This window comes from Microbacterium sp. NPDC012755 (assembly GCF_042901325.1).
Classification (GTDB): Bacteria; Actinomycetota; Actinomycetes; order Actinomycetales; family Microbacteriaceae; genus Microbacterium; species Microbacterium natoriense.
Window position 1 is genome coordinate 1,201,055 of sequence record NZ_JBIBCT010000001.1, and the last position, 12,645, is coordinate 1,213,699.

General features: G+C 68.3%; 7 protein-coding genes. 5 read left to right on the forward strand and 2 right to left on the reverse strand.

The features are described 5' to 3' along the window. Positions 1 to 45: 45 nt before the first annotated feature. Positions 46 to 864, reverse strand: a complete 819-nt coding sequence (locus tag ACFY5A_RS05750; protein ID WP_387232312.1) for a shikimate 5-dehydrogenase — start codon at positions 862 to 864, stop codon at positions 46 to 48. Between the two features lie 290 nt (positions 865 to 1,154). On the opposite strand from ACFY5A_RS05750, the gene ACFY5A_RS05755 reads away from it, so the two are divergent. The 5 genes from ACFY5A_RS05755 to ACFY5A_RS05775 all read left to right on the forward strand — a co-directional run bounded on the left by ACFY5A_RS05755 (position 1,155) and on the right by ACFY5A_RS05775 (position 11,687). Continuing rightward, entirely contained in the window at positions 1,155 to 4,433 is a 3,279-nt protein-coding gene (locus tag ACFY5A_RS05755) for a hypothetical protein (protein WP_387232314.1), read from the forward strand. A gap of 170 nt (positions 4,434 to 4,603) precedes the next feature. Further along, the gene (locus ACFY5A_RS05760) at positions 4,604 to 7,903 is read left to right on the forward strand and encodes a DUF6923 family protein (protein WP_387232316.1); all 3,300 of its coding nucleotides are present in this window, start codon (positions 4,604 to 4,606) and stop codon (positions 7,901 to 7,903) included. Positions 7,904 to 7,961: 58 nt separating this feature from the next. Continuing rightward, the gene (locus ACFY5A_RS05765) at positions 7,962 to 9,446 is read left to right on the forward strand and encodes a SpaH/EbpB family LPXTG-anchored major pilin (protein ID WP_341940733.1); all 1,485 of its coding nucleotides are present in this window, start codon (positions 7,962 to 7,964) and stop codon (positions 9,444 to 9,446) included. A 228-nt stretch (positions 9,447 to 9,674) separates the two neighbouring features. Then, entirely contained in the window at positions 9,675 to 10,592 is a 918-nt protein-coding gene (locus ACFY5A_RS05770) for a class C sortase (protein ID WP_387232319.1), read from the forward strand. Between the two features lie 159 nt (positions 10,593 to 10,751). Next, on the forward strand, positions 10,752 to 11,687 hold the full coding sequence (locus ACFY5A_RS05775) for a DMT family transporter (RefSeq protein ID WP_341940731.1): 936 nt from the start codon (positions 10,752 to 10,754) through the stop codon (positions 11,685 to 11,687). Between the two features lie 27 nt (positions 11,688 to 11,714). On the opposite strand, the gene ACFY5A_RS05780 is transcribed toward ACFY5A_RS05775, so the two are convergent. Beyond that, complete coding sequence (locus tag ACFY5A_RS05780; RefSeq protein ID WP_341940730.1) at positions 11,715 to 12,500, reverse strand: GntR family transcriptional regulator; 786 nt, start codon at positions 12,498 to 12,500, stop codon at positions 11,715 to 11,717. Between the last annotated feature and the right edge of the window lie 145 nt (positions 12,501 to 12,645).

Sequence of the window (12,645 nt, forward strand, 5' to 3'; positions counted from 1 at the left end):
GATCGCGACCAGGTTTCGCGACCTGAACAGGTGCTCCGCGGGGTGCTACTGCGCCCGCATGAACTCCTCGGCCGCCTGCACCTGCGCGGGTGTCGGGCGGATGCCGGTGTAGAGCACGAACTGCTCGAGCGCCTGCAGCGTCGCGACCTCCGCGCCGCTGATCACGGTCTTGCCCGCGGCGCGCCCCGCCTTCACGAGCGGAGTGTCAGCGGGCAGCGCCACCACGTCGAAGACCACGGATGCCGCGGCGATCTGCTCCTCGGTGAACGACAGCGAGTGCTCCTCGGCGCCTCCGGCCATGCCGATGGGCGTGATGTTCACGATGACGTCGGCCGTGGCGGCTGCGGCATCCGCCGTCCACGCGAAGCCGTAGAGGTCGGCCAGGGCCCGCCCGTTCTGCTCGTTGCGGGCGATGATCGTCACGCGGGAGAAGCCCGCGTCGCGGAAGGCGGCCGCCGTGGCCTTGGCCATCCCGCCCGAACCCCGCAGCAGAACGGACGAGGCCGGGTCGAGGGTATTGCGCTCGATGAGCTGGGCGATCGCGGAGTAGTCGGTGTTGTACGCGGTGAGCACGCCGTCGTCGTTCACGATCGTGTTCACCGAGTCGATGGCCGTCGCCGATGCGTCCATGCGGTCGACGAGCGCGATCACGTCTTCCTTGTAGGGCATCGAGATCGCGCAGCCGCGGATGCCGAGGCCGCGGACTCCCGCGATCGCCTGGGCGAGATCGGTGGGCGCGAACGCCTTGTAGATCCAGTTGAGACCGAGCTCCTCGTACAGGAAGTTGTGGAACCGGGTCCCGTTGTTGCTCGGACGCGCCGAGAGCGAGATGCACAGCGTCATGTCCTTGTTCAGCATGGTCACCGCACCAGGCTACTCGGGCCGCTGCGGAGCCGCCGACGGAACACCAGCGCATGACCGGCGCAACGAACGCAACCCCTCGAACTGGGGGAACCGCGCCTGGCCGAAAACGGCGGAACGTTGATCAGACCCTGGAAATCTCGGGGTTCCGAGAGGCGCAACGCTAGCGCAACCCCGGCACTCTGGTGGCGAGACGACGGCCGTCGCTAGCTTTCCCCTGCGATCGCAGAGAACCCGACTCCGACCCACCCGAGGGTCGAAGGCTCTGCCGCACCGTTCTGGGGAGGACGCTCGTGAACCCGTTGAGAGGCCCCGTCCGCAGCGCCGGCATCCGTCGTTCGCGGACCACCCGTGTCAGTGCTGCGGTGTCCGTGGTGGCGATGCTCGTCGCATTCTTCGGCGTGGTCGACGCGACCACCGGAACTCAGACCGCATCGGCCGCCCCCGGTTCTCCCGGTGTGCCCGGAGCGCCGTCCGTCCTCTTCCAGGAGGACTTCCAACAGGGGACGGGCATCACAGAACTCGAGAGCTACGTCTCCGCATCCGGAGCGACCTATTCGGCTGATCCGTTCTGGCTCGACGCCACCGCGTGCAACGGCTTCATCCTGAGCCAGGCCAACGCGTTCCCCGGTGGGAGCGTCTGCGCAGGCCGTGCGACCGAGTGGACCGAGGTGCAGCGCAAAGCGGCGGCCCTCGGACTGCTGAACAGCCCGCAGAACACGACGACCAATCGAGCGGTGTCGAGCAATACCTCCTCGAATGGTCCAGCGAACGCCCGTCAGTTCATCAGCTCACAGCTCTCGGTGCCGTCGAACGGGCGATTCATCACCTTCTCTGTGGATGCCGCCGCGACGAACTGCGGCGCCGGCAACCAGCCGTCGCTCCGGTTCTACCTGACGAACGCGGCAGGCACGGAGACACCGGTCTCCAGCTCGGCCATCAACCCCTGCACGGACTCGCGACGGCTGACCACGACCGCCTTCGGCGGCTCTGTCAGCTACGGTCGCTTCACGGCGAACGGCTCGATGCTCTATACAAGCGCCACCCTCGGCATCACCATGCGCAATGTCCAGGGCAACGGGATCGGCAATGACGGCGCATTCGACAACATCCGCGTCCTGGACGTGACCCCGCAGCTCGACAAGTCGTTCAGTCCGACCTCGGTGCCGACGGGCGGCGTCTCGACGTTGACGCTCACGGTCACCAACACCAGTGAGCTCGCGGAGAAGGTCGGCTGGTCGTTCACGGATTCCCTCCCCGCCGGCCTGGTCGTGCGTTCTCCCGCGAACGTGGGGGGCACGTGCACCGCGACGGTCGCCGCGGCCGCAGGGGCATCATCCGTCGTCGTGTCGAACGGGAGGCTCAACGCCGGGCAGGCGTCGTGCACCATCACCCTGGATGTCACCTCGAACACCGCGGGGACGTACACCAACTGCGCCGCGAACATCACCGCCCATCTGGGCATCGACCTTCCGGCCTGCGCTGCGGTGAGGTTCTTCTCCTTCGATCCATGTGTGGCGGTGCCGGTGTGGACGAACACAGCGAATGCTCTGCAGCAATACAACCCCACGACGTTCCAGCTCGTCTCGTCGACGCCTTTGATCCGCCAGTACGGCGATATCGCGTGGAGCAGCAACGGAAGCGCGCTGTACGGGGTGGACTACGACGGTGGCACGGGTCAGACGCCGGTGCTGCGGCGGATCGATCCTGTGACGGGCGCCGAGCTCGCGTCGGTCGCGATCACGGGGCCGATTCTGACGCAGGCGACGGTTCCGGGTCCGAGTGCGACTCTGTACAGCCTGAACGCGTTGGCGGCGCTGGACGTGAACACGTTGCTGGTGGGGTCGTACTCGTCGAGGGCGATCTATCGGCTGGATGTGAATACAGGGGTCACGACGCTGTGGACGCAGTTCCCGAACGAGATCAGTTCTGCGGGCGACTTCACGGTGCTGCCGGACGGCGACATCCTCGCCTTCGGCGTGCGCCCTCTTGATGGAAACCTGTCGAACTCGCGGGTCTACCGCATTCATCCCGACGGCTCGATGACGCAGATCGGCACCGTTCCGGCGATGTGGGGTGGCGCGCAGTCCGGAGGCAACTTCTTCATGGCCGCGCCGAGCGGACAGATCAACCGGATCCCGTTGGCGACTCTGCCCACGGCGGCGAGCACGGCGATGCTCTCCTACACGACGGTGCTGTCGGGAGGACCGCAGTTCTACGGGGCGAGCGCTGTTCAGGATGCGGGTCAGTGCGTCGGTCTGACGATTACGAAGGCGCCGAGTCCGGCGGTGATCACCGGTGCGGGGCAGACCGTGACCTACAGCTTCACCGTGAAGAACATCTCTGACGTGCGCATCCAGAACATCGTGGTGACCGATGTGCAGCAGGCGCCTGCGGGGGCGTTGACGTCTGGTCCGACCTGCCCGGTCACGGCGCTGAACCCGGGGCAGAGCACGGTGTGCACCGGTACGTATGTCGCGACGAACGCGGACGTCGGCCATGGTCGCATCGACGACACGGCGACCGCGGCGGGGACGACCCAGGACGGTCGCGGGGTCATCTCGAACCAGGCGACGGCGACCGTGCTGATCCAGCCCGTTCTGACCTGGTCGTTGTCGAAGTCCGCGTCGGTCGCTGGAGTCCCGCTCGCCCAGGGGGCCGTCGTCGACCCCGGGAGTGAGATCTCCTACACCGTGACCGCGGTCAGCGCGGCGACGGTCGACATCACGGGCGTGGCGCTGTCGGATGACCTCGCCGACGTGCTGGACGACGCGACGTTCGTTCCGGGGTCAGGGCAGCTCGTCATCGGCGGGGGCGCCCCGGTCGCGGTCGCTGATCCTGCCGGGACGGTCTTGACGGCGGGGCCCTTCACGCTTCCCGTCGGCGCGACTGCCACGTTGACGTATCGGGTGACGGTCGCGGCGGATGCGTGGTCATCGACGTTGCGGAACGTGGTCACCGGTAACGCGGGTGCGCCGGGGCAGCCGACGCCGCCGCAGCCGTGTGGGGCGGCGTGCACGACGTCGCAGGTGACGCCGACGCCGGTGCAGGTCCAGAAGGTCGGTGAGGCGTCGACCGGTGTTGTGGTGCCGATGGACGGGTCGTCGTGGGCGATCTTCTCCGTCGCGTCCGGGGGCACGGCGGTGGTGGATTCGGTGCCGGCGGCGGTGTCGGGTGGTTCTCCGGTGACGGGCCTTTTCCGTGATGTCACGCTGACGGCGGGGACCTACTGGTTGGAGGAGACGCGGGCGCTGGACGGGTTCGCGCTGCTGGCCGGGCGGGTGCCGTTCACGGTCGCCGCCGACGGCACGATCACGCTCGGCGCCGGTGTCTCCTCGAACGTGCAGCTGGTGGATGTCGACGGCATCCGCACGATCCGTGTCGAAGACGTTCCCGCTCTCGACCTCCCCGACGCCGGAGGACCCGGCACGGCCTGGATCTACCTGATCGGCCTCACCCTGCTCCTCGCAGGCACCACCGCCGGCTTTGTGCGTTCGAAGCGGCTGAGGCGTGCGGCAATCCCCAGTACTGAGGGAATCCCGGACTCGCAGAATCGGCGGAACGAGAGATGACGGCTCTTGTTTCCGGTACTTTCTCCGGCGTAACCAAAACGAGACAGAGCCCCTTGTCGTTCGACACCGGCTGCTCACTAGCTTTCCCTGGTATGCGCTGGGAGCGTTCCCGTGATACCCGAGTCCTCTGGTTGACGCCCCTCGGCGCGAGCCGAATCTGGGGAGGAACCGTGCGCGTATCACGAGACATCGTGGCTCTCGATCGACCGGGGAGCTGGCGGAGACCACTGTCGCTCGTCGTGATCGCGATCCTCATGTCGGTGGCGCTGGTGCCGCTGTCGCGGCCACTTCAGGCGTCTGCCGCTCCGGGAGACCCGTTCGATCCGAACGTCCCCACGGTCTTCATCGCGCAGGACGTCCCCACGAGGCTCTACGCCGCGCAGCAGACGGCGGGGTCCGTCGGGTTCACTCCGATCGGCGCGACGGCGGCGATCGGCTACAACGCGATCGGATTCAACACGACAGACAACTACCTCTATGGGGTCCAGCGGGACACGGCGAACCGAACGACGCTGATCCGGATCGGTCAGGGCGGGGTGATCACGTCTCTCGGTGCGATCTCCGGCCTCGCGACTCCCCCGGCGGGTCAGATCTACAACGAGGGCGCCTTCGGGCAGGGCGCGACGGCCGGGGTGCTCTACGTGCGCTACACGGGTGGAGCGGGAACCTACATCGGCGCCATCGACGTGGCGACGAGGACCGCGACCGGGATCACTCTGCAGGCGGCCGTTCCGAACCTGTCCGACATCGTCTGGAAGGACGGCTTCCTCTGGGGGGTGAGCCAGGCCGACCGGATCTACCGGATGAACCCCGTGACGGGGCAGGTGAGCTCATGGGCGTTGGGGCTGGGCGTGAGCGCGGCTTTCGGTGCGCAGTGGCTGTACGGCAACGGGAACATCGGTCTGTCCGACAACGCCACCGGCAACATCTATCAGGTCGCGATCGCCAACCCGACGGCGGCGACGCCGACCTTCACCCTCGTGTCGACCACGGCAGGGCCGGCCTCGGGCAACAACGACGGCGCCGCGATACCCGGGCTCGATGTCGACCTCGGAATCGTGAAGACCGGTCCGGCGGTCTACACCGCTGGTGCGGCGATCACCTACACGCTCACCGTCACCAACAACGGCCCCGGCGTCTCCTCCGGCTACCAGGTGACCGATACTCTGCCCGCCGGCATCACGGGCGCCTCCTCGCCGACCGCGGGGTGCACGGTGGTGACCGGCGTCCTCCGGTGCGCACTGGCAGGGCTGGCGGTCGGAGCCACCAGGACCATCACGGTGAACGGCACAGTGGCAGCCTCCACCACGGGGTTGCTGACGAACGCGGCGCGAGTGATCGGCAACGAGCGCGACCCCAATCCGTCGAACGATCAGAGCACGACGACCGCCGCCTTCTCCGCGGGGTTCCGGTGCACGGCTGATGTGGTCTACGGCCTCAACACGAGCGGTGCAGTGCTGGCGATCAACCGGGCAACGGGAGCATCGGTGCAGGAGGGGTTCTTCCCGGCCGGTGGTTCCGCTCTGATGAACAGCCTCGCGATCACCGCCGACGGGAGATATGCGTACGCGGCGTCGCAGTCGGGTACCAAGAACGTGTATCGCTACGACACGACGACGGGTGTGGCGTCGCTGGCGGGAACGATTCCGGAAGCGACCTTCAATCTCTTCATGGGTGCGGTTAATCCTGTGAACGGTCTGTATTACATCGGCGGGGTTTCCGGCACGGAGTACGTGTTCTTCGCCTTCGATCCCGTTGCGAACACGTCGTTGGGTCTGCAGTTCCGTGTGGCGGTGCCGACCGGGAGCGGCGCGAACGGTGATCTGGTCTTCGACAGCCAGGGGCGGGCGTTCATCGTGATGTCGAATGGAACGGCAGCGGGCAACCGTCTGGTGGTTGTGGATTCCCCGCCGAGCAACGGGAGTCTCGTAGGGTCGCGGTTGTTGGCGAATCTTGCACCCGCCTCGGCGCAGTTCCAGGGGATCGCGTTCGGCAGCGACGGGTATCTGTACACGCAGCACACGGCGGCGACGCGGGTGCTGTCGCGCGTGGATCCGAACTCGGGAGCCCAGGTGTCGAGTGCGACGATCCTGAACCCGAACGGCACGAACAACACGCTGGTCAGCGATCTGAGCTCGTGCACGTTGAACAGCACGCTGACGCTGCGGAAGGACCTCGTGGGGCGGTACGCGACGGGGGATCAGTTCACGGTCACGATCACCGGCAACGGTGTGGCGTCGGGAAACGCGGGCACGACGTCGGGCACATCGACGGGGTTGCAGACGGCAGCATCGGCGACGGCGGGTGCGGTCGTCGGGGTTCCTGGCCGCACCTACACGATCACGGAGACGCCGAGCGGCGGCGCGGTGCTGGCGAATTACCGAACGACGTGGGAGTGCCGCGACTCACTCAACGGGAACGCACTGGTCGCGTCCGGATCCGGAGCGAGCGGGTCGGTGACGATGCCGTTGGGGTCGAACACCGGTTCCCACATCGTGTGCGTGTTCACGAACACCCCTATCCCGACCTGGACGTTGGCGAAGCAAGCCCTGCGCGGCGCCGACCCGCTCGCCGCAGGTGCGAGAGTGCAGCCGGGTGAGGTGATCACCTACCGTGTCACGGCGACGAACACCTCGGCGGTGCCGGTGTCGGGGACTGTGCTGACGGATGATCTCTCCGATGTGCTCGACGACGCGACCTTCGTCGCGGGTTCCGCCCAGCTCGTCATCGCGGGAGGACCCCCTGTCGCCGAGCCGGACCCGGTGGGTACCCAGTTGACGACCGCGTCGTTCACTCTGCCGGCATCCTCGGCAGCGGTGTTGACGTATCGGGTGACGGTGGCGGCGGATGCGTGGTCGTCGACGTTGCGGAACGTGGTGTCGGGAACGGCGGGTGCGCCGGGGCAGCCGACGCCGCCGCAGCCGTGTGGGGCGGCGTGCACGACGTCGCAGGTGACGCCGACGCCGGTGCAGGTCCAGAAGGTCGGTGAGGCGTCGACCGGTGTTGTGGTGCCGATGGACGGGTCGTCGTGGGCGATCTTCTCCGTCGCGTCCGGGGGCACGGCGGTGGTGGATTCGGTGCCGGCGGCGGTGTCGGGTGGTTCTCCGGTGACGGGCCTTTTCCGTGATGTCACGCTGACGGCGGGGACCTACTGGTTGGAGGAGACGCGGGCGCTGGACGGGTTCGCGCTGCTGGCCGGGCGGGTGCCGTTCACGGTCGCCGCCGACGGCACGATCACGCTCGGCGCCGGTGTCTCCTCGAACGTGCAGCTGGTGGATGTCGACGGCATCCGCACGATCCGTGTCGAAGACGTTCCCGCTCTCGACCTCCCCGACGCCGGAGGACCCGGCACGGCCTGGATCTACCTGATCGGCCTCACCCTGCTCCTCGCCGGCACCACCGCCGGCACCCTCAACCTCGCGCGACGACGACGAGCACTCGCCGTCACCTCACGCGGTCCCCGGGCGTGACATGCGCGCCCACCCGAATACCCGAGAAACGCAAGACCCGACCCAAGGGGGAAGAAACATGAAGACCATGAATCCGGCACGACGCGGACTCCGCGTCGGCCTCGCAGCGAGCGCCGCCGCGGTGCTCCTGGGGCTCGGCCTCGCGGCGCCGGCGGCAGCGGCGCCGCTGGTCGACCCGAACGCCACCGGCTCGATCACCGTGCACAAGCTCGAAGCGCCTGACACGCCCACCGGTCTGCCGAACAACGGCACGGCCGTGGACACCACGGGCCTCACTCCGCTCCCCGGGGTCGAGTTCCAGGTGCGGCAGGTCACCGGCATCGACCTGTCGACCAACAGCGGCTGGGCGAACGCCTCGACGCTGTCGGGCGTGTTCGACGCCGCAGATCCCGAAGGCTCGATCACCGGCGCGGGATACACGCTCGCGGCGGGTTCGTCGCTGGTGACGGATGCCGCAGGTCAGGCGTCGTTCACCGGTCTCCCCGTCGGCCTGTACCTCGTCGAGGAGACCAGCTTCCCCGCGGGCGTGACGCCGTCGGCGCCGTTCCTCGTCTCGGTGCCGCTGACCGATCCCGACAACCGGGACAACTGGCTGTACGACGTGCACGTCTACCCGAAGAACGCGATCACGACGGCCACCAAGACCGTCGACGATGCGGATGCCGTGCAGCTGGGCGATGAGGTGTCGTTCACGATCACGTCGGACATCCCCAACGCGAACCCGATCGACGGCTTCAAGATCGTCGACGTGCTCGACCCCAAGCTCGACTACGTCGCCGCCACGGTCACGCTCGCCGACGGCACCGCGATCGCCGAGGGCACCGACTACACGATCGTCCACGACGCAGGGACGAACGCCGTCACGGTCGAGTTCACCGCTGCGGGTCGCGCGATCCTCGCCGCGAACAACACCACGCAGGTCGTCGTCGACATCATCACCACGGTGAACACCATCGGCGAGATCGCAAACCAGGCACTCGTCTACCCGAACGCCGCCAGCTTCGACATCGACCCGGGTGAGCCCGGCGGACCCACCACGACCCCCGAGGTCGAGACCCGGTGGGGCGGTCTGACCGTCGCGAAGGTCGGTCAGGGCGGCGCGGCGCTCACCGGAGCCGTGTTCCAGGTGTTCACCTCGGCGGCGGATGCCGCGGCGCAGACGAACCCGGTCACCCTGAACGGGGACACCGAGTTCGAGGTCGTGAACGCGGACGGCACCCTCACGATCGAGGGTCTGCGGTACAGCGACTTCGCCAACGGTGCCACGGTCGCACCGGGTGACGCCGGCTACCTGCAGTACTACCTCGTCGAGGTGCAGGCGCCGAGCGGCTACGAGCTGCTCGCCGCTCCGATCGAGTTCACCGTCACCGCCGCCACGACGGCAGCGGGGATCGATCTGACCGTGACCAACGTGCCGCACAACGGCGGCTTCCAGCTGCCGTTCACCGGTGGCACGGGCACCGGTCTGCTCTACCTGGCCGGCATCGGCCTCATCGCCGGTGGTGTCGTGTTCCTCGTCGTGAAGCGTCGTCGTAACGCCTGACCACCCGAGACGGCGGAGTCCCCACACCGCCGCCATCGAGGGGGCAGCCTTTTCCTCTCCCCGGCTGTCCCCTCTCCAGGGGATGATGCGGCTCGAACCGGATCATCCTCGGGGGCGACCCACCTCCCCGGGTCGCCCCCGCCTCTGGGGCGGATCGGCTCGAACCGAACCGTCTTCGGGGGCGACTCGCCTATCGGGTCGCCCCCACCTCGACTCCGGAGCTTCCTCATGATCGTCACCGCCGAACCGCAGGACGCGACTCCGCTCACGCGTCGTGCCCGGCGTGCATCCGTCGGGCGTCGGTGGTCTCCGATGAGCATCGCCGTCGCCGTGATCGTGATGGCGGGGGCGGGCCTCATCGCCTACCCCTCCGGAGCGACCTGGATCAGCGACCTCACCCACGCGTCCACGGTCTCCGGGTATGCGCAGGCGGTATCCGACTCGACCTCCTCCGAGCTCGGCGGAATGATCGACGCGGCCCGCGACTACAACGAGCATCTTCCCGACGGACCGCTCCGTGATCCCTACACGCTCAATGCGGAAGGCGGGGCAGACGACGTCGACGACGGACGCGCGGACTACCTGCAGCAGCTCTCGCTCGCTCCCGGAGCTCCGATGGCGCGCATCCGCATCCCCGGGATCGGGGTGGACCTGCCGATCTATCACGGCACAGACGAAGACACCCTCGCACACGGGATCGGCCACCTGTACGGCTCCGGCCTCCCCGTCGGCGGGGAGGGGACGCACTCCGTGCTGACCGGTCACTCAGGGATCCCCGGGGCGAGTCTGTTCACGCGTCTCGACGAGCTCGCTCTGGGCGACGAGTTCGCGATCGACGTCGCCGGCGAGACGCTGGTCTACCGCGTCGACCAGATCAAGACCGTGCTCCCCGACGACGGCGATCTGCTGCGGCAGTCGCCGGGGCACGACTACGTCACCCTGCTGACCTGCACGCCCACCGGGGTCAACACCCACAGGCTGCTGGTCCGCGGCGAACGCGTCGACGCGCACACGGCGGAGGCGGATCGGATCTCCCTCCCCTCGGCGCCGGGTGCACCCGCACTGCCCTGGGGCGCCTTCGCCGTCCTGATCGGCGGTCTCGCCATCGCCGTGACGATCGCGCGGCCGCGCCCCGCAGTTCGGTAGACGAGCAACGGGCCTGTCGGCCTGTCGGCCTGTCGGGCCTGGCGGAGCGTCGGGAGGCCGGGGGGTGTCGGGTGCGATGGCCGATACCCGCCAGCGCTCCGCACGGCAGCGGTTCAGGCTGGACGCAGCGACGCGGGACGTCGATGCGGAGGAGAGCGGATGCCGAACACGGATGCAGCCACGGGCGCCACGCAGATCCGGCGCGGCGGCGTGCTGCTGCCGTTCATCCTGCTGGCTCTCACCTGGGGTGCGAGCTTCCTCTTCGTCGCCATCGCGCTGACCGGGGTCTCCCCTGCGCAGGTCGTGCTCGGCCGGCTCGTGGCCGGAGCGCTGGCGCTCGCGGCGGTCTGCGTCATCGGCCGTCATCGGCTGCCGCCGCCGGGCACGATCTGGGCGCACCTGCTCGTGGTGGCGCTGCTGCTGTGCGTCATCCCCTTCCTTCTCTTCGCGTGGGCGCAGCAGGACATCTCCTCCGGTCTCGCGAGCATCTACAACGCGACGACCCCGCTGATGACGATGCTGGTGGCGCTGATCGCGCTCCGTGAGGAGCGTCCGACCAGGACGACCCTGCTCGGGATCCTCGTCGGCTTCCTCGGAGTGGTCGTCGTCCTCGCACCGTGGGAGGGGCTCGGCGCCGGATCCGTGCTCGCCCAGCTCGCCTGTCTCGGCGCCACCCTCAGCTACGGCATCGCGTTCGTGTACCTCCGCCGGTTCGTCACGCCGCGCAGGCTCGGAGCGATACCGGTCGCGACGGTGCAGGTCGGTCTCGGAGCGGCGGTGATGCTGGTGCTCTCTCCGGTCGTCGCTCGCGGAGAGGTCTACCTGTCGGCCCCCGTCATCGTCGCGGTGCTCGCCCTCGGCGTTCTGGGGACGGGCGTGGCCTACGTCTGGAACACGAACATCGTGACCGCGTGGGGTGCCACCAGCGCATCCACGGTGACCTACCTCACGCCGGTGATCGGAGTGGCTCTCGGCGTCCTCGTGCGGGGCGAGCACATCTCCTGGAACGAGCCGGCCGGAGCTGCAGTGGTGATCCTCGGCATCGCCGTCAGTCAGGGGCGGCTGCGCCGACGGACGCGCGCAGCGGCGATCTGAGCCGGATGCCGCCCGCGTCTCCGCGGATCAGCCGAAACCGAGGTCGGGCACCGCGCTCTCGTTCAAGGGACGGAGGGCATCGCCGCCGTCGGAGCGTCCGACGCGGGAGAAGAAGGCGACTCTGTCGGCCCGCAGGGCCACGGTGGAGAAGCTCAACGCCACGCCGTCTTCGTCGTACATCACCTGCTCCAGGCTCAGCAGCGGGCTACCGGGCAGCACGCTCAATCGCGTGGCCACCGACTGGTCCGCGAGCATCGCGCCGATCAGGAACTCGGAGGACGAGAGCCGCAGTCCGCCGTTGTGGAGGAACTGGTAGATGTTGTGGCCGAACGGCGCGGTCTCGAGGCTCGCGGCCTTCGGCAGGGCGAAGTAGTTCGTGGAGACGGCGCTCGCATAGTCGGCGGGGGCGGCGAGGTACTCGACTCGCAGCACCTGCGGGCCGGCTTCCGGCATCCGCTCCTTCGCCACCGGAGGTATGGGGATGATCGTGCGGTCGACCACGCGCGGATAGGTCGACTGCTCCGGGATGACGTCGACGCCATGGAACTCATACAGACCGAAGACGGATCCGATGTCGGCGTGCGTGCCCACCCCGTGGGTGCGGCTGACCACGCCCGTCTCCTTGAGCTGCTGCAGCACGTCTCGGACGACCGCGCGGCTGACGTCGTAGTCGCGCATGATCTCGAACTCCCGAGGGAGCTTCCCCTCCGGGAAGTCTCCGCGCATGATGGCGGCACGCAGCATGAGCGCGAGTCTCCGCCGCTCGGCGTTGCCGCCCGCCTCGCGGAACTGCGGTGAGGAATCTCTCAGCACGACCACATTTTATGGGCGGTCGCGTCCGCAGGGTACCCCTTCGTCGAGGGGGATTCCAGGCCTGTTCTCACCGGTGACGTGATCGTGGCGGGATCGTCGTCCGTCCCCTATGGTGTAGGTGCGTGCACAGGGGAATCGATCGTCT

Bases quoted from the DNA above. Each gene is read 5' to 3' on its own strand.
- ACFY5A_RS05765 (WP_341940733.1), top strand. From the start codon at position 7,962: ATGAAGACCATGAATCCGGCACGACGCGGACTCCGCGTCGGCCTCGCA.
- ACFY5A_RS05770 (WP_387232319.1), top strand. From the start codon at position 9,675: ATGATCGTCACCGCCGAACCGCAGGACGCGACTCCGCTCACGCGTCGT.
- ACFY5A_RS05775 (WP_341940731.1), top strand. From the start codon at position 10,752: ATGCCGAACACGGATGCAGCCACGGGCGCCACGCAGATCCGGCGCGGC.